Here is a 25,237-nt window from a genome sequence, read left to right on the forward strand (position 1 = left end):
CAGAACCATGCACATCGACCTTCAAAACATCCGCGTTGAATGGTTGCAGCGTCCGCTTCCGCGGCCCAATCGCCGTCTCACTGCCCTTGCAACGCGGCTCGCCCGCTGTGCCGGCGCATTGATGCAGGTCGGTAACCAGACCGCCCTTATCGGCGTGACGGCAGAGCGGGGCACCCTTCGTCTGACATGCTGGAACCATCGCATGGACGTATGGGCGGAACTGACCGCAGGTGCTCCTGCATTCGCCCCGACGTCGTCTTTGGAAGGTGCACTGCAGCGCGCCGGAGCGGCGTTGCTAGGCTATTTCGCGGGGCGTTGGCCCGATGGTGCGAGTCCACCCTGTCTCGGGGTGGTGACGGATGGCATCGGGGTGGCGTTTTCGCCAAATTATCCCGCGCCGTGCACCCCGGGCTGGCTGGAACTGCACGGCAGTGGCCGCGCCGCCGCGGTCACGATTTTGCCTTTTGCCGACGGGAGCCTTTTCGGCCAAGCCACTTTGGGCGACCACCGTCTGCATTGAGACCTGCCCCGGATTTCGCGACCGCGTTGACCGCTCCGCCCACCCTGCCTACAAGCGCGCCTAGGGATAGCCAGGGCAGTGGATTCCGGCGGAGCGGGCAATGGAATCGACGATCGGCGGATCAACCCACAACAAAGCAAAAGCCGGTCGGCGCGATCTGGCCGAGATACGGATCGATCCATTTCGCAATATCGTGTTTCCCAACCGACTGCGGGAGAAGCGCCGCGCGGCCGGTTTTTTGAAACTGCTGCGCTTCGCGGCGGTTCTGCCCGAAATTCCCTACATTCGACTGTCCAAGATAGAACGCGGCGAAGTGGTCGCGCGGACGGATGAACTTGTCCGTATTGCCACTGCTCTTGGTATCGCCCCGATCGACCTGCTCGTGGACATTGATGATCCCGGCTTCAATATCGCCGAATGGGCGCAACCCTTTGCCGATGGGAAGCCGCTCGACAGCGACGAGGAGCGCTTCGCCTTGCTGCTGGCCGCAGCGGTACGGGCGCGACGAGCGCTGGATGCGGATCTCACGATCGCCGATGTCGAGGAGCGTTTCGGGCTGGCCCAAGTGAATTTGTCACGGGTCGAAAACGCAGCAAAACCGTGGCCACGCTGGAACGCTGCGGTACGGTCGGCGCTTTTGCGGATGTTTGGCGTGGCTGACGATGCAGCGCTCCGGCAGGCTGTCCTGACGGCGTATCATGACGGCAGCTTGGCTCCCTTTCTCGAACACATTGTCGACCCCGAGCATCGATGGTCGCGGAGCCGGAATCGGATCGCAAGCCTCGCCCAGGAGTTGAGCAAGCTGTCGGCGGCGCACCCTTCAATTCCGGCACCGTCGCTTCCGGTCGAGCAGAGCCCGGATGAGGAGCCTGTCGTGCTCCGCCCGTCGTCTTCGACACATGCGCGCGCGCTGACCGTCTATGGCGCGCCTTTGCCCGACGGGTTGATCGATTTCGTCAAGACTGGCGGCACGATCGACGCGCCGCGCGACGTCAGCGATGCGGCGTTCGCGCTCCGCGTAGGGCGCGCGACGTTGGGCGGGGGGTTGCCGGGGCATGCGGTCGTGGTGGTCGATCCCGGTCGCTATCCGGTCGCAGGGGGATTGGCCGCAGTTCGAGAAGGTTCGGCCTGGCGGGTCGTGGCCGTCACGATCGATCGAGATGGCGTGCTCGGCGGCTACAGCGTCAATCCCGCACGCGAGGTCCCGATCGACGGCCGCGACGCGGCCGAGGTCGCAGCGGTGGTCGCCGCACTTTTCTAAATTCTACCGGGGAGACGGCGTTACGTCGGCGACACACCCGATTTCGCGCCGATTCCGCTGCGCGCGATGAGGTGCTGCAAGGGCGTTTGACAAAGAAAAACCCGGCCCGAGCAATGCTCGGGCCGGGTTTTATCCGTCGTTAGAGCAGATCAGAACTTAGCCGAAAGCTCCAGGCCCCAAGTGCGGGGTGCGTTGAAGTTGGCATAGTCGCCGAGGATGCCGCCATAGTTGGTCGAGGCAACCGTGCCGTTCGGATTGTAGTTGACGACCGGCGACGAGTTCGCAGCCGAGCGACGGTAGATGTAGGTGGTGTCGAGCAGGTTGCGCGCCCAGACCGAAACGGTGACCTTGTTATGATCGTTCACCGCGATGTCGGCCAGTGCGAGGCGACCGTTCATGACGAAGCTTGCGTCGGTCTTGGTCGGCTCGAGCTGGAAGCTGTACTGGCTGCTCGAATAGTTGCCGTCGAGGTGCAGGCGAACGCTCGCGTCGCCAACGTTGATCGGCACGACATAGTCGATTGCGCCCGACGCCGCATTCTTAGGCGTGTACACGATGTAGAGCTGCTGCGCCGGAGCACCCGGTGCCAGCGGGTTCACCGCCGACGGTGCACGCCAGTAGGTATAGGCATACGAACCGGTCAGCGTCAGTTCCGGGATCGGCTTCACCGTCAGATCGACTTCAACACCACGGATCTTGCTGTTGCCAGCGTTCGTGGTCTGCTCGATGTGGGTCCCGTTGGTCACGCTCTTGCCGTCCGTATCGAAATAATCGAAGTCGAACTGCGTGTTGGTGCGATCCATGATGTAGTTGGCGATGTTCAGGCGCGCACGATGGTTCCAGAAGTCCATCTTTGCACCGATTTCGTACGACTTGACGGCTTCAGGCCCGAACGCGTTGAACTGGAGCGAACGGTCGTTTGCGCCACCGGCACGGAAGCCGGTCGAATATTTGGCGTAGAAGTGAACGTCGCGGCTGGCATCAAAGGCGATGTTGAACATCGGGTCGAAGCGGCTGATGCTGTTCTTGAACGAGAACGGCGACACCGTACCCGCAGTCACCAGATCGGACCGGTTGTTGACGACGTACAGCGTGCCGTGGCGATCGTCCTTGGTCCAACGGCCACCGGCGGTGATGTGGAGGACATTGCCCAGGAATTCGGGCGTGTAGGTCAGGTTGCCGAACACCGAGTAGTTGTGGTCGGCAGCCTGGCTGGCGCGCGTGATGAACTGGCAGCTGTTGGCAAACTGCGCAACGGTGGCACCCAGTGTGTTGTTGCACGACGGATCGTACTGCTGGTAGCCCGAGTTCGCGCCAGTGATCGCCGAGGAGTTGCCGGGGATCGGGCTGCGGATGGTGTAGGCCGTGCCGTCGCTATTCCACTGGTTGGAAAGCGGGGTCGCCGCATATTCGGTCGCGTGTTCGGTATAGTAATAGGCACCGACGACGTAATCGAACTCAGGGATGCTACCAACGGCCTGGAATTCCTGGCTGAACTGATGCTGGCGCAGGAACGAAAGGCTGTAACGGCTGAACGTGCCGGTCGTGTTGATCGCCGTCGGGTTGGCGGTGTTGGGCACGAACGGCGCGAACGAGCTGCGCTCTGGGCCGCCCGAATTGTCCCACTGGTCAGTGCTGACGCCGCGCCATGCGGTGATCGAGCGCAGCTCGATCCACGGGGCCAGCTTGTACTTCAGATTGGCCGAGAAACCGTGCGTGAGATCGACGCTCGGCTGCTGCGGCACGCCAACATCGGCGACGGTCTGGCGACCAGGATGCACGCCGACCAGCGGGCCCCGGGGCGCGACGCAGACAGGCTTGGTGCTGCCTGCTGCGATGGTGCCGCCGCACGCGACGCCGTTGAGCGTCAGCGCACCAGCCGCGTTGTAGGTGCCGACTGCATAGTTGTTCGGGTTGTAGTTGATCAGCTGGCTGTACTGCGGCGTATTTTCGTCCTTCGCATAATCATAAGCGAAGTCGGCAGTGAAGCCGTCAACCGGCTGCCAGCGTGCAGCGGCGCGACCGCCCTTGCGATCATAATAGTTCCAGCCGGTCGAACCCGTGAGCGGATCCTTCACGGTCGGATCCTGATGCTGGTACACGCCGTCGAACTTCAGCGCGATATTGTAGAAGGACGGCAGGTCGAGATGCGCGTCGACATTGTGGCTGCCATAATTGCCGACGCCGCCGGTGATGCGGCCGTCGAACACGCCGGTCGGGGCCTTGGAGACCAACGACAGCGCGCCGCCTTCGGTGTTGCGACCGAACAGCGTGCCCTGCGGACCCTTCAGCACTTCGATGCGCTCAATGTCGAACAGCGCAGCGTTCAGGCCCTGCGTCTTACCGAGCGCGACACCGTCGATATAGACGCCGACGCCGCCGTCGCGAGCGGTCTGGTTCTGATCGTAAGGGACGATACCGCGAATGCCGATCGTCAGCGCCGACTGGCGTGCTTCGAAGGTTGCAACGCGCAGCGACGGGATCGTGCCATCGGCGAGGTTGAACAAGCTGAGCACGTGGCGGTCGGTCAGACCCTGCGTGTTGAGCACCGAAATCGAGATCGGCGTCTTCTGGAGGTTGGTTTCGCGCTTGGTCGCGGTGACAACGATGTCGCCGAGGCCCTGATCTTCCGGAGCGGCGGTCGCCGCTGGTGCGGTAGCATCGGCGGTCGGCGCGGTCTGCGCGAACGCTGGCGTCGCGCTGATGGCGAGAGCAGCGCCACCCAAGAGGAGTTGCAGGCGGAAGCCCGATCGAACAGTCATTTTGAATCCCCTGAACCTTTGGACCTAGGCGTCCTGGTGTTCCGGGCGGCTACACAGGGTTTGGGTCAAGATTGTTACAGTCAGCGTCATTGAAATGGCGCTGAAATGTCACATAAAATTCACATGTCGGGATTGGCGTGGCGAAATCGCATGATAGGCGACCCATTTGGTGGGCGTTGCGTAAAAGTCGCAGTTTGAATTAATTTCCCCAGGCGGTTTTATGCGCCTAGGCGGCCGCGTCTTTGCGCACCCGCCGCTGTGCTGCCCGTACCGACCCGACGATCCGCGATAGGATGAGCTCCTCGATCCCGGCATAGCCCAAGCCTAGATGCGGCGGGCGCACCGCCGCCGCGTCGCCCAGCCGCAGCGTACCGGTCCGAAGCCCCGCTCGACCGATTCGGGCCCAGCGACGCGCGGTTTCCCAGCGGATGAGGCTGCGGCTCTCGCGATCTGGACGATGCTGGGCCAGGAACCGGTCCTGCAAGGCGACCAGCGCCGATCCCACGCGTTCCAAGGTCGACCGATCCGGCACGGGTTGCTGGCCCATGACATGCGTGACGATCAAATCGGCCGTCTCCGCCGCCGCGTCGCCAAACGCCTCGACATACACTCCGGTCAAAACGCGGATTGCGGCCTGGCGCATGGCCTGCGCTTGCGTTTGCGACGCCCCGCCGCTGTGGCGACGATAGGTCAGCAGTTCGTCGTCCAGCCGCGCGACGCCGCCAAAGGCCGCGATGCGGTGGTAGAGATCGAAGTCCTCGGCATAGACCATTTCCGGCCGCATGAACGGATCAAGCTGCCGCGCCGCATCGGTGCGCAGCATTACGGACGACCAAACCAGCGGGTTTTCAATCTGCAGCAACCACGCGATGACCGGGGGCGTGGAGAGTGGCGCGAGCGATGACGGCACAATCGCCCCGTCTTCCAGGACATTTGCGGCACTGCCGACCAATACGATCCCGGGGTTCGCATCGAGATACGCGACCTGGCGCTGGAAGCGGTCGGGGTGGCACAGGTCATCATGGTCGAGCGCGGCGATATAGCGCCCGCGTGCCTCGGCAAAGGCGGCGTTGCGGCTCAGCACGACGCGGCGGTTTTTCTGCGACTGGATCAGCCGGATACGCGGATCGTCGAAGCCGCGGATCACCGCGACGGTGTCGTCGGTGGAGCAATCGTCGACGATGATGAGTTCGAAATCGCGGAGGCTCTGCGCCTGCAGCGACGCAATCGTCTCGCCGATCAGGCCCGCGCCATTGTAGGTCGGCATCACGACGCTGACCGTCGGCGCTGGCAGGCCTAGTGTCATGCGACCGCCCGCACCGCGTCGTCCAGCACCTGATCGACGATCATCGCGCCGACGTCGTTCTGCCACTGCCACAGGCCATTGGCCTGGCCCGAGAAACTCGCCTCGCCGCCAAGCTTGCCCCATGGCACGAAGCCCGCAGCAAGCCCGATGCCATAGAGTCCGGGGATCGGCGCGCCGTTCGCATCGACGATACGGCAGTGCCGATCGACCATTGCCGCGCCATGATCGGCGGCAAGCGCGATGCGCCCCCCGTTCGTATCCTGGATTGGCAGTGCGCGCGGACGATAACCGAGCGCTGCGATGACGATGTCGGCCTCGGCGAGATGAGCGCGGGTGACGGGATCGTCGTCGCCCGTCACCTGATGCACGGTCAGGCGGGGATCGGGGGTACGTCCATCGATCCGCAGCATCCGCAACACCAGTTCGCGCGCTTCCAGCCGGAATCCGGCCAAACGGTAGACAAAGCCGCTGACCGGGCAGATGTCCTCCGGGCCGAAATCGGTGAAGCCTTCCGCGCGTGCCGCCTCGGGGGTCGGGTAGAAGGGACGGAGCGGCTCGCGGTGGAGCAGCGTGATCGCGCCTGCGCCGAAGGGGATGCTGGCGGTCTTGAGCAGCAACACGATCGTGGCAATCGCGCTGGTGGAACCACCAATGACGACGATTTTCGGATTGCGCCGGGTCGAAAGCAAATCGGCAATCTTGGCCGGGCCACCCAGCGACAATGCTTCGTCCGATTGTATCAGGCGATCGCCGACTTCGCTGACCAGCGCGACCCCGCCAACACGTTGCGTCACAAGCCGGTCGAGCGGTTGATGTCCGCCGGTGGCGATCGCGACCGCCTTTGACAGTTGCTCGAATTCCACCCCGTCGCTGCGGCGGCGCAGGCGGCTTGACCATAGGCCACCGGCGGTGGCGCTCGTCGAGAGAACCTCATGGCCGGTCAGCACGGTGCCGCCATGGTCGTTGACCAGCCCATGAAGCCGTTCGCCCGTCGCGCGGACGAACCGCCCGGCATCGACCAACGGCACGCCGAGTGCGCCGACATAGCGTGCGACGACGCGCGCGCTCGGATGATCGATCATCGTGGCGAGTTCGGGGTGTGGGCTGTCCTTCACTGCGCTCAGAAACGTTTCGGCGGTGCTGTCCGAGGTGATCGCATAACGCCCGAGCGTGCCCTCGCCGAGCCCGTCATCGCGTTCGGCGATGACCAGCCCCGACGCGGCGAGTTCCGGCAAGCGCCCGCGCTTGGCGGCGGCGGTGAGCAAGGCAGTGCCCGCAGGACCACCACCGACCAGCAGCAATGAGGCGATCGGGCGCGCGCGCGGCGTGGCGGGAACACGCGCTTCCTTGGCAAGAATGCGGTTGAACGTCGCCGAGATGGTGCCGACGTCGGCAACACTCAGCGTGTCGCTGACGGGGAGCGACAGCATCCGCCCAGCGATCGAATCGGCAATTGGGGTCGGCAGGATCATCGCCTCGCGCTGGAACAGCGGTTGTTCGCCCAGATGCGGGCTGAAATAGCGGCCACAGCCAATCCCTTCGGCTTCGAGCGCGGCGCTGATCGCGTCGCGGCGCGAGCCCATGCCTTCCGGCAGCAGGATCGGCATGAACTGGCTGGCGCGGCGCTGTCCCTCGACCTCCTGAAAATCGACGCCGACCAACTGGGTGCGATAGGCCGCCTCCAGCGCCGCGCGGTGGTCGCAAACGGTATCGATTTCGGCCAGTTTCGCGCGCGCCATCACCGCGATCACTTCGGGCAATTTGGCGTTGAGGCCGGGCAGCGTCGCGTTACGCCCCGCTTCGAATCCGAAATTGGTCATCGCGCGCAGCCGGTCGATCAGCCGCGCGTCGCCCGAATGGATCAGGCCACCCTCGGCAACCGCGAAGGTCTTGGTCGCGTGCATCGAATGGACCACGGCGAACGGCGCGTCCGCACCGAAGCCTGCGCCGCCAGCGTCGCGGGTGCCGAGCGAGGCGGCGGCGTCGATCACCACACCGACGCCGTGCTGGCGCTGGAGCCAGGCATAGCGATCGAGATCGATCGCATTGCCGAAGGTCGCATAGGGCAGCAGGACGGCGATACGGTCGCCATAGTCGCGCAGCAGTTGTTCCTCTGCCTCGGCACTGGCACCCCAGTCCTTCGGATCGATGTCGCAAATGAGCGGCGTCAGGCCCGCCCACAACGCAGCCTGCGCGGTCGCGGCGAAGGTGAGGGCGGGCATCAGGGCGTAGCGACCCGCGGGCCGATCCCCGGCGGCTTCGCGCAGCGCGATCATCAGGCCGAGCGTGGCATTGCCGACCGCAAGGCTCGCGCCCCGGCCGCCGAACAGGGTCTCGGTCGCCTCCGCCTCGAAGGCGCGCACTTCCGGACCGTTATTGCTGAACACGCCAGAGGCCTCGACGCGGCGGAGCGCTTCGACATGGGCGCTGAGCCGGGGCGGGTTGGGGGCAATCAAGGGATAGCGCATGCGGGCGGACCTGAATGGTGTGCGACCCGTGGCTTGTGGTCCAAAGCCCCCTAAAATCTCGTTACGCTTACCGCGCGCTTGACGATATCGGTGCGGTGCGCGCCGCGATCAGCCTTCGCGCGCCACCGCAAAGCCGGCAAAGGACTGGTTGACGGGCATCAGTTCGAGCCGGTTGATGTTGAGGTGCGGCGGCAATTGCGCGACCCACAGCATCGTTTCGGCGATATCGTCGCCGGTCATCGGATTGACGCCGCCATAGAGCGCGTCGGACGCCGCCTGATTGCCGCCGGTGCGAACGACGGTGAATTCGGTTTCGACCATGCCGGGTTCGATCGAGGTGACGCGCACGCCCTTGCCGTGCAGATCGGCGCGCAGGCCCAGGCTGAACTGGCGGACGAAGGCCTTGGTTGCGGCATACACATTGCCGCCGGAATAGGGGTAGGTCGCGGCGACCGAGGACAGGTTGATGATCGCGCCCTTGCGCGCGACGAGACCTGGCAGCAGCTTGCGCGTGACCGCGACCAGCGCCGAGACGTTGGTGTCGATCATCGTCTGCCAATCGTCGAGGCTGGCCTCCTGCGCGGGTGCAGTGCCGAGCGCGAGGCCGGCATTGTTGATCAGCAGATCGATGTCGGCGAAATCGGCGGGCAGGCTGGCGAGGGCGGCGTCGAGGGCGGCGGCATCGCGGATATCGAAAGCGAGCGTGTGGACGGCACCCCCCAGCGATTCGGCCAAGGCGGCAAGGCGGTCGGCGCGGCGCCCGGTGGTGACGACGCGCCACCCGGCCCCGACAAAGGCGCGCACTGCGGCTTCGCCAATTCCGGCGGTTCCACCCGTGATGAAGGCCGTGCGCATCACCATCTCTCCAACGCTGTCTGAGAAAATGGTGCCCGAGGGCGGATTCGAACCACCGACACTGCGATTTTCAGTCGCATGCTCTACCAACTGAGCTACTCGGGCACACCCGAAGTTGCTCGGGGAAGCGGCCTCTTAATCGCGCTCTGGCGTGCTGTCTAGCCCGTCTTGTTCTTCTCCGGGCGGGGTCGACACGGGAAGCGCATAGCCCTCGCCCAGCCATTGCAGCAGATCGCGGTCGCGGCAGCCCTGGCTGCAGAACGGCGCATGCGCGGCCACCGGGGGCTTTCCGCACAGCGGACAGGGTTTGGAACGCGCCATCATGCCACCTCGAAGATCGGGGTCACGCCGGTACGCCGGGCGAGCTCGGCGATCCAGTGCGGATTGGCCTGCAGCACCTTTTGCACCGCGACCGACACGCGGTTGTGCGCCGGAACGGGGGGCGGGGTGCGCTCGATTCGCCGCAGCAGCGCGCGCGCCTGCGCGGCGGCAGGATCGGCGCGGAGCAGTTCGGGCAGCGAGGCGCGGCTGCGGCGGCGGATGATCTGGACGAAGCCGAAGCCGTTCATCGCGGTGCGCTCGAACGGTTGCGGGAGCCCGGCGTCGAGCGCGGCATCGACCGCGGCGCGCGCGGCCTTGCCCTGCAGCGTCGGGAAATCGACCCCGATCGAGCCGCCAATATCGAGTCGCACGATTGCGGCGGCGACCGCGCGCGCGGCGGCGAGCGCGAGCGGGTCGAGCGGGGGATAGCCGTCGACGTCGAACAGCGTCATGGCGGGGGTGGGGCTCATCCGCAGCGCGCCGCCGACGGGGCCGCTGAAGACGATGTCGCCGGTCAGCGCTTCTTCCAGCACCTCCGACCAGCCCGCCGCTTCGAGATGATCAGGCTCATGCGCGTGGCAGATCCGCACCGGCACGCCGGTCGCGGTGATGCGCTCCAGCAGCGTTGGTCCGGCGCGTTCCGGTCCCTCTGAGGGTGCGCAGCGCGGGAGCTTGGCGCGGCCGGGCTCGGGGATCGCCTCGCGCACCAGCTCCACCGTCAGCGCCGCACCCTGGGTGATTCCGGGGGGCAAAGGCGACAGCAGCGCCTCGCCGCCGGGGAAGACGACACGGCCCTCGCGGCCCTTGACGGTGATCTCGACCAGCCGCGCCGCCAGCACCGCGCCCAGCGCCGGGCCGGGGCGATCGGGGGCGAGTCGCGCTTCCAGGATGGTGCCATGCTCGACCAAGGCGGCGCGCGCTTCGCCGATCCCGGCCTCATACAGCCATTCAGCCAAGCGCGAGCCCTGCCGCCAGCAACAGCGCGCGCGTTTCGAACAAGGGCAGGCCGATCACCCCGGAATGCGAGCCCGACAGGAAGCGCACGAACGCCTCGGCGCGGCCCTGAATGGCATAGCCGCCGGCCTTGCCGAGCCCCTCGCCGCTGGCGACATACGCCTCAATTTCGTCTGAAGACAAAGGCTTGAAGGCGAGGATCGTGTCCGACAGGCGCGTGCGCAGCGTGCCATCGGCGGCGATGACGCACACCGCGCTCAGGCAATGATGGCGGCGGCCGGAGAGCAAGCCGAGCATCGCGCGCACCGTCGCGTCATCCTCCGCCTTGCCGAGGATGCGGCGGCCGAGCGCGATGGTGGTGTCGCCTGCCAGCACCACTTCGCCGGGCGCACGCGCGACGGCCAGCGCCTTGGCGCGGGCGACACGCTCGACATAGGCGCGCGGCGGCTCGGCCTTGAGCGGCGTCTCGTCGACGTCGGGCGCGGCAATGCGGGCGGGCGTTACCCCCAGCCGCGCGAGCAGATCGGCGCGGCGCGGGGAGGTGGAGGCGAGGACGAGCGGCGGGCTCTGGCGCACCACCGCGTCCGAGTCACTTGAAACGATAGGTGATCCGCCCCTTGGTAAGATCATAGGGCGTCAGTTCGACCAGCACTTCGTCGCCGACGAGCACGCGGATGCGGTTCTTGCGCATCTTGCCGGCGGTGTGACCGAGAATTTCATGATCGTTCTCAAGCTTCACGCGGAACATGGCGTTGGGCAGAAGCTCCACCACCTGGCCGCGCATTTCGAGCAGTTCTTCTTTTGCCAAACAAACCTCTGGTGATTTTGGGGAATTCTTGAAGGGCGCGCCTTAGCCGATGATGCGCCAAAAGGAAAGCCGCGCGCGATGGGCCGCAGCGCCCCGAGCATAACAGCGCGGCGCGGTGTAGGACAGGGCCCTGAGATCCGGCCGAAAACGCCCCGAAATGCGCCGTGAAAGGCAGCTTCATTGGCCAAGATCGTCCGCAAACGCGCCCGGAAGGCGCGGTTTGCGCCCTTTTGCGCCGATTTTGGCCCGCGACCGCGAAATCGCCCGAAATTTAGCCCGTTCCGGCCAGCCCCAAATGCCCGGCCAGCGCCGCGCGGACCTGCGCGAACCGCGCTGCATCGAGCGTGCCGAGCGGTGTTGCGGCAGCGGCGTCGATCGTGGCGAGCTTGGCGGTGCGCACCAGCGAAGCGACCGGCAGGCCAACGGTGGCGTGATCGCCCTCGATCGCCACGTCGTCCGCCCAGCGGCGGTTGCTGGCGCTGGTGATCATCGCCACCCACAATAAAGCGCGATCGGGGCCGAGCCCGCCATGCGAGACGACCAGTGCCGGGCGATGCTGGCGAGTGTCGCGATCGGTATAGGGGAAGGGCACGCGGACGATCGTCCCGGCGACGAACGTCGCCACCACGGACTCCGCCTCAAAGCCCGGCATAAGCCTCGGTATCGGCAGCGTCGCCCCATTCGGTGAAGGTCGCGAAGGGATCGTCGGGCGGCGCGGCGGCGGCGCGCGTCAGGATCACGCGGTCCCCCTCGATCCTGTACGCGAGCGTATCCCCCTCGCGCAGACCGAGCGCCACCCGCACCGCGCGCGGCACGGTGGTCTGCGCCTTGGTGGAGAGTCGCGAATGGATCATGAAGGGGAAGGTAAGGGTTTTCCTTACCTGGGGCAAGGGGGCAGGACGGCGTATAGAGAGCGGAATATCAGGTCCTTGGTGGTCTTCGATCCTCCCCGCTCGCGGGGAGGTAGCATCGCGCAGCGATGACGGAGGGGGCTCTCCGCTGGCGCTACGCGTTGTGCCGACCCCCTCCACCGGCTGCGCCGGTCCCCCTCCCCGTGCCGGGGAGGATTAGGTTAGCGCCGCGGCAAAGCCGCGTCGTCGGTCGACGCGCGCGGTGCCCCGCGCGGTCGTCGGCCGGGCTTGCGCTGATCCGCGGCTAACGGCTGCGCCGTCAGCCTTGGGCGCTACGCCGGATTATGCTCCTTCAGAAACGCCTCCATCGCCTTCAGAAACTCCAGCCGGTCGGCCTCGCGGCTGAAATGGTGGTCGCCCAGCGGTTGCTCGATATAGACATAGGGCTTGCCCGCCGCCTTCAGCTTCGCCGCCATGTCGCGCGATTGCTTGACGGGCACGACGGTGTCCTTCTTGCCGTGCATGATCAGGATCGGCATCGAGAATTGCGCCGCGCCGTAAATGGGGGAGACCGCCTTCAGATCGGGGGCCTGGTCGCGCAGATAATCCTTGTTGCGTCCGCCATTGAGGAAGCTGCCGTCATAGCGCAGCATCGCCGGCATATCCGACACCCCGGCAAAGGACACCGCGCAGCGATACACCGCGCCATCGCGCTGCGCCCCGCGGAACGCGGCATAGCCGCCATAGGAGCCGCCGACGATGCAGACGCGCTTGGCATCGGCCAGGCCGCTGTCTGCCGCCCATTTGACCGCGTCGGTCAAATCGTCCTGCATGGCGAGGCCCCATTGTCCGCGCCCCTTTTTGGTAAAGGCGGTGCCATAGCCCGAGGAGCCGCGATAATTGGGTTGCAGCACGGCATAGCCGCGGCTGGCGAGGAATTGCGTCCACCAGTCCCAGCTTTCGTCATCGCGCGCGAACGGGCCGCCATGCGGCAGCAGGATCAGCGGCAGGTTCTTTGCTTCCTTGCCGGGCGGCAAAGTGAGCACGGCGGAGATTTCGAGCCCGTCGCGCGCCTTGTATTTGATCGTGCGCACCGGGGCATAGGCCTTCAGCCCGAGCGCGTCCCCATCATGTGCATCACGCCTTCGGCCTGGCGGAAGATGTAATAGGCACCGGGGCGATCGGGGCCGCCGACATGGACGATCAGCACCTGGAAATCCTTGCTCCACGACACGATCCGCGCGGTGCGGGTGCCGACGGCCGCATCGAGCTTGGTCTGGATGTCGGCGAGCGCGGGATCGATCCAGTGCACGCGCGGGCGCGTGTCGGTATATTGCACGCCAACGAGGCGCGTGCCGCTCTCGTCGCTGATGATGCTGTCAATATCATAACCGGGCACGCCGAACAGTTTCGCCCCGGTCTTGAGCGTTGCCAGATCGAGCGGATAGAGCGCGGTCACGTCATCGGCATCGCTGATCGACAGCGCCTTGCCGGGTTCGGGCAGGAACATGGCGGGGGTGTTGCCGAGATCGGCATCCTTGCCCTTCGTCTTGACGAGCGTGCGGAAGGGCTGGGCGGCGCTGTCGCGGTAGAGCAAGCGGTAGGAGCGCGTGTCATCGTCATAGGCAAGTCCCGAGCGCACCGTGCCGGTGCCATCGGCATACCAGTCCATGACGGTTTCGCGCGGCGGCTGCACCTGCACGCTGTGGCCGTTGGTGACATCGAAATCGCGCACTTCGGGCCAGAACCCTGCGGTATCGCGATAGATCGAGGTTTGCAGGGCGAGGCGGATGTGCGGGCTGCCATCGCGCGCGATCCACAGGATGTCGTCGGCCCCTTGCGCGGCGAGATCCTTGCCGAGCACGTTGATCTTCTTGCCATCGGCGCTGATGCCGATCGTGCGGCGCAGATACCAGCTATCCCCCTCGACCGGGGCGGTGGCACCGATCGTGGCGACGAGCCAGTCATTATTGACCCAGGCCCAGCTGTTGAGATCGTTGGGGCCGGGGCTGATCATCACCAGCTTGCTGGTGTCGTCGAGCGGGACGATGGCGAAGCGTTGCTCGCCCTTGATCGCCATCTTGACCGCGACGCGCGTGCCATCGGGCGAGAGTTCGGGGTTTTGCAGAAAGGGGAGCCTGGCAAAGGCTTCGGCGGGGAGCGGCGCGGTGGCGGCGGTGGGGGCGGCAACCGGCGCGGGCCCCTGCGCGTGGACGACACCGGCGGATACCGCAGTCATGATCGCCAGCGCCTGCCAGTAACGGTATAGTATCACGGTGATTTTCCTCCCCCAGGATGCAGCCGAGCTTTATTGCCGACGCGCGCGCTGACAAGGGGGATGAAAAGAAAAAACGCGATTATTGTGTGAAAACGACCACCCGTCACAAAATGTGCGAGTGCGGTGCCGTTTCTTTGTACCTGCCATGCCGATCCAAAGACTCCGCAGGCATGGTTGCAGCGTGCCTGACACGAGATGGCACATAAATATCTGAAATATAACTCGACTGTAGAAAACATCATTTTATTGATAATAACAGCACACTGTGTCAGTTTGAGTTTGCTTTCTAATAAACGATATGGAGAGGGGGTGGAGGTGCCAGGTGATCCATTAGTTCCGATCAATATCATCGCGCGCGGGATGGGTGATGTTTTGCGAAGAGTGGCCGTCGGGGGATTTGCCATGTCGCTTGCCGGGTGCGCGACCGTGAGCGGATTTCCAAATTCGGCGTTCGATACTACGCAAGTCAATGCCGAAATTGCGCCGTATCTGCTGGCAGCAAAGGTCACCGCCTATGACTCCTGCCAGGCCAAGAAGGCGTGCCGCAACGATATCATCGACGCCCGGCTGCGCGCGATCGACCTGCGTTTTGGCGAATATGAGCGCAATCTTTACAAAGAAGGGGTCGGCTTCGGTGTCGGAACCGACTGGATCGCGCTTGCGCTGAACGGGGTCGGCTCGGTGAGCGCGGCGTCGAAGGCGCTGTCGGCGGCCTCGGCCGGCGTACTGGGGGCGCGCGCCTCGTTCGAGAAGCAGGCGCTGTACAACATGACCATGCCCGCGATGCTGGCGCAGATGGTGGCGAAACGGCGCGAAGTGCTGGCCCGCATCCGCGAGGGCGAATCGCAGGATGTCGCCGCATATTCGCTGTTTCGCGCGCTCAACGACATCGATGACTACGCCTTTGCTGGCACGCTTCCCGGTGCCATCACCGAGATTTCCAATCACGCGGGGGTGCAGGCGACCCAGGCAAATGCAGACATCAAGGCGATCCAGATCGTCGCGCCGGTTGCACAGGATTTGCAGGACCGCCGGGAAAAGATCGCTATTCTCCTGAAAGCAGCAACGGCGGCACAGCTGGGGCTGCTGCAGCGCGTGTCGGGCGGGGAGCCGAGCGACGCCGATCCGCTCCTCAATGCGCTGAACCTGCTCGATGCAGCGCGGACGACGGAGAAACTCGAGACCTTTTGCCAACGTTTCAAGGTTGCGGTCGGAGGGCCCTGCTAATGTCGATTGTTCAAAAAGCGTGCGACGGCAACCAGCCGCTTAGCTATCTGCAAACCGTCGTGCAGCAGGAGGAGGGCATTTACGGCCCGCTCTCCGGGCTGATGGCGCAGGCACCCAATAATGTGATGACCTTGCAGATTGGTGCCAGCCCCGCCGTTGGCAAGCGCGCGGTGCTCGAGGTGTATAGCGGACATCCGCCCGAGAAAGACGGCCATGTGCTGATCTGCGTGGCGAATTGCCTGGTGAGCGGGGCCATGCAGAGCGTCGCTGCCTACCGACCGACCTGATCGATGGAATGTCGCGCGGCGCGGCGGCGGATGAAGTGCCGCCGCCGCGCCGTGAACCTTATCCTGCCGCCGCCAAGGCCGCGAGCAACAGCAGCGCGACGATATTGGTGATCTTGATCATCGGGTTCACCGCCGGGCCTGCCGTGTCCTTATACGGATCGCCTACCGTGTCGCCGGTGACGGCGGCCTTATGCGCTTCGCTGCCCTTGCCGCCGTGATGGCCGTCCTCGATATATTTCTTGGCATTGTCCCACGCGCCGCCGCCCGACGTCATCGAAATCGCGACGAACAGGCCCGAGACGATCACGCCCAGCAGCATCGCGCCCAAGGCGGCAAAGCCCTCGGCCTGGCCCGCCACGCTAGTGATGACGAAATAGACCAGGATCGGGGAGAGTACGGGCAGCAGCGACGGGATGATCATTTCCCGGATCGCGGCCTTGGTGACGAGATCGACGGTGCGGGCATAATCGGGGCGGCTGGTGCCTGCCATGATGCCGGGATTGTCGCGGAACTGCGCGCGGACTTCTTCCACCACCGCGCCCGCCGCGCGGCCGACCGCGGTCATCCCCATCGCGCCGAACAGATAGGGGAGCAGTGCGCCGAGCAGCAGCCCGACGATGACATAGGGGTTGGAGAGCTGGAAATTGACCGTGAGATCGGGGAAATCGCGGCCCAAGTCCGAGGTGTAGGCGTTGAACAGCACGAGTGCTGCGAGCGCGGCCGAGCCGATCGCATAGCCCTTGGTCACCGCCTTGGTGGTGTTGCCGACCGCGTCCAGAGCATCGGTGCGGTGGCGCACGTCATCGGGCAGGCCCGCCATTTCGGCGATGCCGCCGGCATTGTCGGTGACCGGGCCATAGGCATCGAGCGCGACCACCATCCCGGCCTGTGCCAGCATGGCGGTGGCGGCAAAGGCGATGCCGATCACGCCCGCAAGCTGATAGGCGGCGATCACCGCGATGACGATGACGAGCGTGGGCAAAGCGGTCGATTCCAGGCTGATCGCCAGGCCCTGAATGACGTTGGTGCCGTGGCCGGTTTCCGATGCCTTGGCGATGCTGCGCACCGGGCGGAAATTGGTGCCGGTATAATATTCGGTGATCCACACCAGCAGCCCGGTGACGGCGAGGCCGATCATCATCGCGCCGAACAATTTCATGCCGGTGAACGCGCCGACATCGCCGAGAAAGGCGTTGCCGCCGAGCGGCGTGTTCATGTCGCCCAGCGTATATTGCGTGGCGAAATAGATGGCGGGGATCGACAGGCCCACGCTGACCCAGAAGCCCTTGTACAGCGCGCCCATGATCGAGCCGCTACTGCCCAGCCGCACGAAGAAGGTGCCGATAATCGAGGTGAGGATGCACACCCCGCCGACGATGAGCGGCAGCGTCATAACCTGCAGCAGATGATCGGCATTTTTGAGCGCGAGCGCGACCGAGATCATCGTCACGCCGATCGTGACCACATAGGTTTCGAACAGATCGGCGGCCATGCCGGCGCAATCGCCGACATTGTCGCCGACATTGTCCGCAATGGTGGCGGGGTTGCGGGGGTCGTCCTCGGGGATGCCGGCTTCCACCTTGCCGACCAGATCGGCGCCGACATCGGCGGCCTTGGTGAAGATGCCGCCGCCCAGACGCGCGAAGATTGAGATGAGCGAGGCGCCGAAGGCCAAGGCGGTGAGCGCCTTGACCACGACGGGCGCGCCCGCCGCGCTGCCGTTCGTGCCCGCCAGATACCAGAAGGTGCCCGAGATCGCGAGCAGGCCGAGCCCCGCCACCAGCAAGCCGGTGACCGCGCCCGAGCGGAACGCCATCGTCAGCCCGCCTTGCAGCGATGTGCGCGCGGCCTCCGCCGTGCGGACATTGGCGCGCACCGAAATGTTCATGCCGACATAGCCCGCCACGCCCGACAGCACCGCGCCGAGCGCAAAGCTGACGGCGGAGATGGGGGTGCGCATTCCGTCGAGGAACACCCACACCAAAGCGAGCACGATCACCCCGACAATGGCGATGGTGCGGTACTGGCGGCCGAGATAGGCTTTCGCGCCTTCCTGAATGGCGGCGGCGATGTCCTGCATCTTTTCGGTGCCGGGCGGTGCGCGGAGGACTTGGGCGCTGGTGATGATGCCGTAGGCGACGGCGATCAGCCCACAGATGATGGCGGCATAGACGATCGTCATGCGTATCCTTTCCCATGGTTTCCGGTGGGATGGTCGCCCGGACAGACTCTCCTTGCGCCCCCACGCTTGGCCGCCAGACTAGCGCCGGGGGATGGCTTGGCAAGCGGCGGTTGCTACCCGTGCTGAAAGCCGAGCCGGGGCGGCAGTTCGACCGGCGCGCCCGCGTCGGTGAGGGTGATGCCTTCCCCGCGCGAGAAGCTCCCGATGCGGGTGGCGGGGACGGGAAGGGGCTGGTCTGGGGCAAGCGCGAACAGCAATTGATAATCGTCGCCTGCAGTGGCGGCGGTTAGGCGCGCGGGCAGCGTGTCGCCGACGAAGGCGCGGTACGAGTCGGAGAGCGGCACGGTGGCGAGGTCGATGGTGACGGCGAGGCCGCTCGCCTGGGCCATGCGGTGCGCGTCGATCAGCAGGCCGTCCGACACGTCCATCATCGCGCTGACCAGCGGCGCGAGCGCTTGCCCCTCGGCGAGGCGCGGCTGCGGGCGGCGATAGGCGGCGAGCAGATCGGCGGGGCCGCTTTCCCGGCGCGCAATGGCGAGCCCGGCCCCGGCATCGCCGATCGTACCGGTGACGTACAGCGCATCGCCTGCGCGCGCGCCGCTGCGGCTGGGGGCGTGCGCGCTGTCGCCGAGCGCGGTGAGCGTGAGCACGCGCGGGGCGTGCGGCGGGAGCGAGACGGTGTCGCCGCCGAGGATCGGCGCGGCGAAGCGGGTGAGCGCCTCGGCGAGGCCGGTGAGGAAGCTGGCGTCCCAGTTTTCGGCATCGCCCATGGTCGCTTCCGCAGTTCCCGTCCCCGTCACCCCGGACTTGTTCCGGGGTCCACGGTGCGGCGTGTCCTGCGGCGGTTGGTCTTGCGGCGCGGTGGACCCCGGGACAAGCCCGGGGTGACGGGTTGAGCGCGGGGGCGGCGGCTGCGAAGCACGCAACGGATAATTCAGCATCACCCCGACCGGCACCGCACCCTTGGCGGCGAGATCGGACAGGTTGGTGGCGACCAGCTTCCACGCGACATCCCCGGCCGGATCGCTGGCGAGATAATGCACGCCCTCGACCAGCGTATCGCTGGTCAGCACCAGCCGCCCGAGCCGCGCGGCATCGTCGCTGAGGCCCAGCGCGCCGGGATGCAGCGGTAGTGCGCGCAAGGCGGCGAGGAAATCGGCTTCGGTCATGTGGGACGGTTTAGCGGGGGTGGGGGCGGATGTCTGCGGGGGGTGGTTTGCGGTCTGGCCGTTTTCGGTGTCGAAAGGCGAAAAGCGAACGCTCCAGCTAACGTAGCAACTTTGGGAGCGGAGCAAATCGACGAGCAAATTCAATCAGCACATCAGCAGCACGCTCATAAATAAGGTCGCAACTGCTTACGCTCGTGCCGGACGTCGTTCGCGGTCCCAGACGGCGCTCAAATGCGTATTGTACGCCGTCGGTGCATAGCCGGTCCCCTCCGGGATACGCATCGGTGATTGCATCGAATTGCGCCATGACCTGCCTGTAGTCCGCAGTTGGCGCTTGAAAGCGGTAGACCGTCCTTTCCTCCGTGCCGTCTTCTCGCCGATAAAATACGACCACCATTCCATCCGTCGTCGGCCCGCGACTGCGCATCGCCAGCGCATAGGCATAATTTTCGAGGGCGGGGTTGACGCCTAGGCGAACAGAGTCTGGACCGAGCGTGGTGAGCGGAGCGACCGCACCTAACCGAGAGATTGCACCGCTACTGGGATCAATCGCAGCCAGGTTCGACAGCAAAGTGCCGGTATGAATGCGCGAATGAGCGCGACTTTCGGCACGTCGCTCTCGATCGCGCCACCACGACGTTCCGATAAGTATCCCAGCCCATGCAAGTTCAGCCGCGACCAGCAACGTGCACAGATATCCGATGCGGTGAAGCCATCGCAACCGGGGAGGGGACAGGTCAGTCATCTAGCGAAGCTGAATGAATGTCGCCTCTTGGGCAAGTCGTTCGGGCAAATGATCTGCCGTCATTGAACGAGAGCGGACAATCGCCCCCCCTCACTCCCCCCGCTTCGCCCCGTCCAGCCCGCGCTCCAGCCGCGCGGCCTCAGCCGCCGCCGCCTCGCGTTCGGCTTTGCTCCGCCCGAAGGCGGCGCGGTTGATCGAGGCGGTGGCTTCTGCCGCTTTGCGGGTGTGCGCCTTGCGGGCGCGGCGGAGGTTGATGACCTCCGCCATCTTTATGCGCGGACGTCCTTGGCGATGGCGTCGAGCAGGCCGTTGACGAAACCCGCCTCGCGCTTGTCGAAGAAAGCGTGCGCTACATCGACATATTCGGTGATGACGGTGCCGACCGGCACGTCCGCGCGCGCCAGCAATTCATAGGTGCCCGCCCGCAGGATCGCGCGCATCGCCTTGTCGAGCCGGGCGAGGTTCCAGCCCTTGGCAAGCTTTCCGGCAATGGCGGTGTCGATCTCGCCGAGGCGCGCCTCGGTGCCCTTTACGACATCGTCGAAGAAACCGACTTCGGCCTCGGCATATTCGGCATCCTCGATCGTCGCGCCGAGGCGGTGATTGTGGAATTCGCTCAGCAACTGCGCGATCGGCGTTGCTTCCATATCATGCTGATACAGCGCCTGGACGGCGGCGAGACGGGCGGCGGCGCGTGCTTTGGAGCGGGCGGCGGTACGGGGGGTGGCGTGGGAAGACATTGCGCGGCCTTTAAGCGAAAAAGCGGGGAACGGGAAGTTGGGTGTTTTTGGGGGGCACCGGACCAGCCGCGCAGACCGTCACCCCGGGCTTGTCCCGGGGTCCACCGTCGTCCGTGACGATCGTTTGCCGACTATGCGGCGCGGTGGACCGCGGGACGAGCCCGGGGTGACGGTGAGGTTATTTCAGCCGTAGCGCCACCGATCTTGCGTGGGCGGGGAGGCCTTCGGCTTCGGCGAGCGCGACCGCCGCCGGGCCGATCGCCGCCAGACCCTTGGGGTCCAAGTGCAGGAAGCTGGTGCGCTTCATGAAATCGAGCACCGACAGGCCGCTGGCGAAGCGGGCGCGGCGGCCGGTGGGGAGGACGTGGTTGGGGCCGGCGACATAATCGCCGATCGCTTCCGGCGTGTGGCGGCCGAGGAACACCGATCCGGCATGGCGGACGCGGTCGAACAGCGGCTGCGGATCGTCGCACGCCAGTTCGAGATGTTCGGGCGCGAGGCGGTCGACCAGTGGCAGCGCTTCGTCGAGGTCGCGCACCAGGATGATCGCGCCGTTCGCGTCCCATGCCGCGCGCGCGACCTTGGATGTTGCGAGCGTGGCGATCTGGGCGTCGACCTCGGCCGCGACGGCATCGGCAAAGGCGGCGTCATCGGTGAACAGGATCGACTGGCTGGTCGGGTCATGCTCGCTCTGGCTGAGCAGGTCGGCGGCGATCCAGTCGGCGCGGTTCGCCCCATCGGCGACGACGACGATTTCCGAGGGACCCGCCACCATGTCGATGCCGACCACGCCGTAGAGTTGGCGCTTGGCCTCGGCGACCCAGGCGTTGCCGGGGCCGGTGATGACGTCGACCGGCGCGATGCGGTCGGTGCCATAAGCAAGCGCGGCGACGGCTTGCGCGCCGCCGATGCGCCACACTTCATCGACGCCGGCAATGTGCGCGGCGGCGAGCACCAGCGGGTTGATCTCGCCATCGGGGGTGGGGGTGACCATGACGACGCGATCGACGCCCGCGACCTTGGCGGGGATGGCGTTCATCAGCACCGAGCTGGGATAGGCCGCGCGGCCGCCGGGAATGTAGATCCCGGCATTTTCGATCGCATTCCAGCGCGCACCGGTGCGGATGCCGTGCGCGTCGGTCAGGTCGCTGCCCTGCGGCTTCTGCTTCTCGTGATAGGTGGCGATGCGCTCCGCCGCGAGATCGAGCGCGGCGCGCAGATCGGGGGCGAGGCCGTCATAGGCGGCGCGCCATTCTTCGCGGTCGATCTGCCAGCCGGTGGCGTCGAGATCGTGGCGGTCGAAGCTTTGGGTGTAGGCGCGCACCGCCGCGTCGCCTTCGTCACGGACGCGCGCGATGATGGCGGTTACGTCGCGCGCGACATCGGCATCGGCTTCGCGGCGGGCGTTGACCAAAGCGGTGAAGTCTGCGGCGAAGGTGGGGGATGTGGTGGTGAGGCGGATCATTGGTTGGTCACCCTCACCCTTCCCACGCGGCTTTGCCGCGCGGGCCCCTTCCCTCTCCCATTGGGAGAGGGAGGGAGGAGCGAAGCGACGGAAGGGTGAGGGTGACAAGTGTTCACGCCGCCATCTCCTGTGCAACCGCCCGGCGGAACGCCTCGACCAGCGGCACCACTTGCCCGCGTGTTTTGAAGGCGGCGCGGTTGACGATCAGGCGGCTGGTGACTTCGCAAATCACTTCGACCTCGACCAGGCCGTTTTCTTTCAGCGTGCGGCCCGATGACACCAGATCGACGATGCGCGGGGCGAGGCCGAGCAGGGGGGCGAGTTCCATCGCGCCGTTCAGCTTGACGCATTCCGCCGAGACGCCACGCGCGGCGAAATGCGCTTCGGTGACGTGCGGATATTTGGTGGCGACGCGGACATGGCTCCAGCCGCGCGGATCGTCCTGCGCGGCCATTGCGGCGGGCTCGGCGACCGACAGGCGGCAATGGCCGATGCCGAGATCGACCGGGGCATAAAGCTCCGAATAATCGAATTCCGCCAGCACGTCCGACCCGACGATGCCAAGCTGCGCGGCACCGTGTGCGACGAAGGTGGCGACGTCGAACGCGCGGACGCGGATCAAGTCGATGCCGGGATTGTTGGTCGAGAAGCGCAAGGCGCGCGAATCCTCGTCGCGAAAGGCGGCTTCGGGAACGATTCCGGCGCGTTCGAGCAGCGGAACAGCCTCGGCGAGGATGCGGCCCTTGGGCACGGCGATGATGATGGGATCGGCCATATCCGCCGGGCTTTACTTGCGGGCGGGGGTGGGCGCAACAACGGGGCCGACGATACCCCCCCCGTTCGTTTCGAGCGCAGTCGAGAAACAGCAGCGCCGCGCCAGGCCCGGTTTCTCGACGACGCTCGAAACGAACGGATATGCAAACGGAGATGGCAGATGGCGAGCGAGCAGAATAATCGCGGGGCGTTCCTGATTCAGCAGCATTATTGCGACGCCAATGCCGCGCCGATTTATGGCCGGATGTGCGCGGCGGTGGCGGCGGGGCTGACGCGCGACACCGCGATGGGCGCGCGCATCCTCGATTGGCCGGGCGAGCCGACGCGCGATGCGTTGCCGCTGCGCTTTTTTGGCGGGCTGCATGCGCTGGTGCAGGCGGGCAGGGATGACGGGCTGGCGGCGGTCTTTGCGGGACGCGTGACCGAACAGGCCGAGATTATCGCCACGCTGGAGCGGGTGCTGGCCGAACACGAAGCGGCGCTGCTGCCGTGGCTCGACGGGCCGCCGCAGACCAATGAGCCGGGGCGATCGGCGGCGTTGCTGCTGGGGCTGATCGAGATCGCACGGCGGCACGGGCCGAGGATCGAGCTGCTCGAGATCGGGTCGAGCGCGGGGCTGAATTTGCTGATCGACCGCTATCGCTTCGATCTGGGCGGGACCTTTTATGGGCCTGGCGACTCGCCGGTGACGATCACGCCGGTGTGGAGCGGGCCGCCCGCGCCGGTGGTGCCGCTGGAGATCGTGTCGGTGCGCGGGTGCGACGTCCAGCCGCTCGATGCGACCGATCCCACGGTGGCGGCGCGGCTGGCAGCCTATGTCTGGCCCGAGACGCCCGAACGGCTGGTGCGGGTGCGCGCGGCGATCGCGATGCAGGTCGAACGCGGGGTCGATCTGGTGCGGGCCGATGCCGCCGACTGGGTCGAGGCGCGGCTGGCCGAGCCGCAGGAAGCGGGCGTGACGCGGGTGCTGATGCATTCGGTGGTGTGGCAATATCTGCCCGAGCCGGTGGCCGAGCGTATCCGCGCTGCGATGAAAGCGGCGGGCGCGCGGGCGAGCGCGGAGCGGCCGCTCGGCTGGGTGATGATGGAGCCCGATCGGGCGCTGGGGCATCAGGTGGTGCGGGCGCGGTCGTGGCCGGGGGATGGCGCGTGGACCACGGTTGCGACGGCGCATGCGCATGGGACGTGGATCGATACGCGCGGGGAGGCGGGCGATGCGTCGCCTTCGGTCGCGTTGCCCGAGGCGGCGCGGGTGCGGGTTTGAGGATCAGGGGCGCTCCCACTCCCGGATTGCCGCGACGATCGCGTCGGGGTTTTCCCAGGGGACGAAATGCCCGGCATCGACCTTGACCAGCGTCAGGTCGGGGACGAGCGCGTCGAGACCTTCGAGCTGGCTTGGTAGGAGGGCGGCGTCCTTGAGGCCCCACACCACCAGCGTCGGCTGCTGGATCGGGGGAAACGGCGCGTCGAGAAAGGCCGGGCGCTCGGGCGTTTCGTCCATTGCCGGGACGATAATCGGGCTGGCGCGATACCAGTTGAGCATGGCGGTGAGCGCGCCGCGCTGGCCCCATTGGTCGAGATAGATGGGCTTTTCCTCGGCCAGCTTGGCGAGATCGGTATGCGCCGAAAAGCTGCCGTCGAAGAACGCCGACAGGCCGATACCGGCAACGTGCTTTTCGAAATCGGGGTTGCGGAAGGCGCGGATATATTGGCTCGCCGCGCGCTGCGCCATGTCGTCGAACAGCGTGCGCTGAAAGACGAACGGGTGCGGCGCGTTGACGATCACCAGCCGCGTGATGCGCTTAGGGTTTTGCAGCGCCGCCATCCACGCGATCGCGCCGCCCCAATCATGGCCCACCAGCGTGAAGGTGGTGAGGCCGAAATGATCGGCGAGCGCGAGCAAGTCGGCGACCATCTTGTCGGGGGTATAATCGGACACATTTGCTGGCTTGGACGAGCGCGCGAAACCGCGCTGGTCGGGCGCGATGACGAAATGATCGGCGCTGAGCTGCGGGATGACGTGCCGCCAGGTGCGGTGCGATTCGGGGAAGCCGTGGAGCAGGATGATCGGCGGGTGCGCCGGGTCGCCGGCGGTGGCGACGTCGAGCGTTACGCCGGTCGGGAGGGGGATGGGGGTAAGGGTGAAGGTGGGCATTGAAATTCCCCTCCCGCTTGCGGGAGGGGTTAGGGGAGGGCCTGACCTTCTCTCACCGCGCGTTCGATTCAACATGCCCTCCCCCGACCCCTCCCGCAAGCGGGAGGGG

Annotated in this window: 26 protein-coding genes and 1 tRNA gene; 5 read left to right on the forward strand and 22 right to left on the reverse strand. The window is 66.0% G+C overall.

The features are described from left to right. Window positions 1-7: 7 nt before the first annotated feature. Window positions 8-520: a hypothetical protein gene (locus ACP7BL_RS08530; RefSeq protein ID WP_426258088.1), complete on the forward strand. Its 513-nt coding sequence runs from the start codon at window positions 8-10 to the stop codon at window positions 518-520. A gap of 121 nt (window positions 521-641) precedes the next feature. On the opposite strand, the gene ACP7BL_RS08535 is transcribed toward ACP7BL_RS08530, so the two are convergent. Beyond that, the gene (locus ACP7BL_RS08535) at window positions 642-1,085 is read right to left on the reverse strand and encodes a hypothetical protein (protein ID WP_137902864.1); all 444 of its coding nucleotides are present in this window, start codon (window positions 1,083-1,085) and stop codon (window positions 642-644) included. Between the two features lie 87 nt (window positions 1,086-1,172). Between ACP7BL_RS08535 and ACP7BL_RS08540 the strand changes: the two genes are divergently transcribed. After that, window positions 1,173-1,781 (forward strand): hypothetical protein, encoded by a 609-nt coding sequence (locus tag ACP7BL_RS08540; protein ID WP_137902865.1) that lies wholly within the window; start codon window positions 1,173-1,175, stop codon window positions 1,779-1,781. A 149-nt stretch (window positions 1,782-1,930) separates the two neighbouring features. Here ACP7BL_RS08540 and ACP7BL_RS08545 read toward each other — a convergent pair whose 3' ends face one another. The 13 genes from ACP7BL_RS08545 to ACP7BL_RS08605 form a co-directional block, all read right to left on the reverse strand. Further along, a complete protein-coding gene (locus ACP7BL_RS08545; RefSeq protein WP_426258089.1) occupies window positions 1,931-4,543 on the reverse strand; it encodes a TonB-dependent receptor in 2,613 nt (870 codons plus the stop codon). 226 nt (window positions 4,544-4,769) lie between these two features. After that, a complete protein-coding gene (locus ACP7BL_RS08550; protein ID WP_033966256.1) occupies window positions 4,770-5,849 on the reverse strand; it encodes a glycosyltransferase family 2 protein in 1,080 nt (359 codons plus the stop codon). Further along, window positions 5,846-8,317, reverse strand: coding sequence for a DegT/DnrJ/EryC1/StrS family aminotransferase (locus ACP7BL_RS08555; protein WP_426258090.1), 2,472 nt, complete (start codon window positions 8,315-8,317; stop codon window positions 5,846-5,848). The genes ACP7BL_RS08550 and ACP7BL_RS08555 overlap by 4 nt, the downstream gene beginning before the upstream one ends. 108 nt (window positions 8,318-8,425) lie before the next feature. After that, on the reverse strand, window positions 8,426-9,172 hold the full coding sequence (locus tag ACP7BL_RS08560; protein WP_426258091.1) for an SDR family NAD(P)-dependent oxidoreductase: 747 nt from the start codon (window positions 9,170-9,172) through the stop codon (window positions 8,426-8,428). Between the two features lie 29 nt (window positions 9,173-9,201). Continuing rightward, window positions 9,202-9,277: transfer RNA gene (locus tag ACP7BL_RS08565), tRNA-Phe, on the reverse strand. 30 nt (window positions 9,278-9,307) lie between these two features. Beyond that, window positions 9,308-9,493: a DNA gyrase inhibitor YacG gene (locus ACP7BL_RS08570; RefSeq protein WP_029622962.1), complete on the reverse strand. Its 186-nt coding sequence runs from the start codon at window positions 9,491-9,493 to the stop codon at window positions 9,308-9,310. Then, window positions 9,493-10,449 (reverse strand): ribonuclease, encoded by a 957-nt coding sequence (locus ACP7BL_RS08575; protein WP_426258092.1) that lies wholly within the window; start codon window positions 10,447-10,449, stop codon window positions 9,493-9,495. The genes ACP7BL_RS08570 and ACP7BL_RS08575 overlap by 1 nt, the downstream gene beginning before the upstream one ends. Next, on the reverse strand, window positions 10,442-11,023 hold the full coding sequence (locus ACP7BL_RS08580; RefSeq protein WP_426258093.1) for a Maf family protein: 582 nt from the start codon (window positions 11,021-11,023) through the stop codon (window positions 10,442-10,444). The genes ACP7BL_RS08575 and ACP7BL_RS08580 overlap by 8 nt, the downstream gene beginning before the upstream one ends. Window positions 11,024-11,036: 13 nt before the next feature. Beyond that, window positions 11,037-11,255, reverse strand: coding sequence for a translation initiation factor IF-1 (gene infA, locus ACP7BL_RS08585; protein WP_010162480.1), 219 nt, complete (start codon window positions 11,253-11,255; stop codon window positions 11,037-11,039). A 271-nt stretch (window positions 11,256-11,526) separates the two neighbouring features. Beyond that, window positions 11,527-11,880 (reverse strand): type II toxin-antitoxin system PemK/MazF family toxin, encoded by a 354-nt coding sequence (locus tag ACP7BL_RS08590; protein ID WP_221885180.1) that lies wholly within the window; start codon window positions 11,878-11,880, stop codon window positions 11,527-11,529. A gap of 13 nt (window positions 11,881-11,893) precedes the next feature. Then, the gene (locus tag ACP7BL_RS08595) at window positions 11,894-12,109 is read right to left on the reverse strand and encodes an AbrB/MazE/SpoVT family DNA-binding domain-containing protein (protein WP_426258094.1); all 216 of its coding nucleotides are present in this window, start codon (window positions 12,107-12,109) and stop codon (window positions 11,894-11,896) included. A gap of 329 nt (window positions 12,110-12,438) precedes the next feature. Next, complete coding sequence (locus ACP7BL_RS08600; RefSeq protein WP_426258095.1) at window positions 12,439-13,200, reverse strand: alpha/beta hydrolase family protein; 762 nt, start codon at window positions 13,198-13,200, stop codon at window positions 12,439-12,441. A 14-nt stretch (window positions 13,201-13,214) separates the two neighbouring features. Continuing rightward, window positions 13,215-14,381 (reverse strand): hypothetical protein, encoded by a 1,167-nt coding sequence (locus ACP7BL_RS08605; protein WP_426258096.1) that lies wholly within the window; start codon window positions 14,379-14,381, stop codon window positions 13,215-13,217. Between the two features lie 198 nt (window positions 14,382-14,579). Between ACP7BL_RS08605 and ACP7BL_RS08610 the strand changes: the two genes are divergently transcribed. Beyond that, window positions 14,580-15,611, forward strand: coding sequence for a hypothetical protein (locus ACP7BL_RS08610; RefSeq protein WP_426258097.1), 1,032 nt, complete (start codon window positions 14,580-14,582; stop codon window positions 15,609-15,611). Then, the gene (locus ACP7BL_RS08615; RefSeq protein WP_033965256.1) at window positions 15,611-15,898 is read left to right on the forward strand and encodes a hypothetical protein; all 288 of its coding nucleotides are present in this window, start codon (window positions 15,611-15,613) and stop codon (window positions 15,896-15,898) included. Before ACP7BL_RS08610 ends, ACP7BL_RS08615 begins: the two co-directional genes overlap by 1 nt. 58 nt (window positions 15,899-15,956) lie before the next feature. Here ACP7BL_RS08615 and ACP7BL_RS08620 read toward each other — a convergent pair whose 3' ends face one another. From ACP7BL_RS08620 to hisG, 7 genes are all read right to left on the reverse strand, one after another. Continuing rightward, complete coding sequence (locus tag ACP7BL_RS08620) at window positions 15,957-18,080, reverse strand: sodium-translocating pyrophosphatase (RefSeq protein WP_426258098.1); 2,124 nt, start codon at window positions 18,078-18,080, stop codon at window positions 15,957-15,959. A 113-nt stretch (window positions 18,081-18,193) separates the two neighbouring features. Further along, entirely contained in the window at window positions 18,194-19,249 is a 1,056-nt protein-coding gene (locus ACP7BL_RS08625) for a thiamine-phosphate kinase (RefSeq protein WP_426258099.1), read from the reverse strand. Window positions 19,250-19,346: 97 nt separating this feature from the next. Further along, complete coding sequence (locus ACP7BL_RS08630) at window positions 19,347-19,994, reverse strand: hypothetical protein (protein WP_426258100.1); 648 nt, start codon at window positions 19,992-19,994, stop codon at window positions 19,347-19,349. A gap of 90 nt (window positions 19,995-20,084) precedes the next feature. Then, complete coding sequence (locus ACP7BL_RS08635; RefSeq protein ID WP_426258101.1) at window positions 20,085-20,261, reverse strand: DUF4169 family protein; 177 nt, start codon at window positions 20,259-20,261, stop codon at window positions 20,085-20,087. 2 nt (window positions 20,262-20,263) lie between these two features. Further along, window positions 20,264-20,734 carry a transcription antitermination factor NusB gene (nusB, locus tag ACP7BL_RS08640; protein WP_033967425.1) on the reverse strand — a complete coding sequence of 157 codons (471 nt, stop codon included), beginning with the start codon at window positions 20,732-20,734 and terminating at the stop codon, window positions 20,264-20,266. A 178-nt stretch (window positions 20,735-20,912) separates the two neighbouring features. Beyond that, window positions 20,913-22,199 carry a histidinol dehydrogenase gene (gene hisD, locus ACP7BL_RS08645; RefSeq protein WP_137903220.1) on the reverse strand — a complete coding sequence of 429 codons (1,287 nt, stop codon included), beginning with the start codon at window positions 22,197-22,199 and terminating at the stop codon, window positions 20,913-20,915. A 112-nt stretch (window positions 22,200-22,311) separates the two neighbouring features. After that, on the reverse strand, window positions 22,312-22,974 hold the full coding sequence (gene hisG, locus ACP7BL_RS08650; RefSeq protein ID WP_288043903.1) for an ATP phosphoribosyltransferase: 663 nt from the start codon (window positions 22,972-22,974) through the stop codon (window positions 22,312-22,314). A gap of 159 nt (window positions 22,975-23,133) precedes the next feature. On the opposite strand from hisG, the gene ACP7BL_RS08655 reads away from it, so the two are divergent. After that, a complete protein-coding gene (locus ACP7BL_RS08655) occupies window positions 23,134-24,237 on the forward strand; it encodes a DUF2332 domain-containing protein (protein ID WP_426258102.1) in 1,104 nt (367 codons plus the stop codon). A gap of 3 nt (window positions 24,238-24,240) precedes the next feature. Here the strand turns inward: ACP7BL_RS08655 and ACP7BL_RS08660 are convergent, their stop codons facing one another. Next, entirely contained in the window at window positions 24,241-25,128 is an 888-nt protein-coding gene (locus ACP7BL_RS08660) for an alpha/beta fold hydrolase (protein WP_426258103.1), read from the reverse strand. Between the last annotated feature and the right edge of the window lie 109 nt (window positions 25,129-25,237).

Source organism: Sphingomonas sp. DC1600-2 (assembly GCF_049897605.1).
Taxonomy (GTDB): Bacteria; Pseudomonadota; Alphaproteobacteria; order Sphingomonadales; family Sphingomonadaceae; genus Sphingomonas.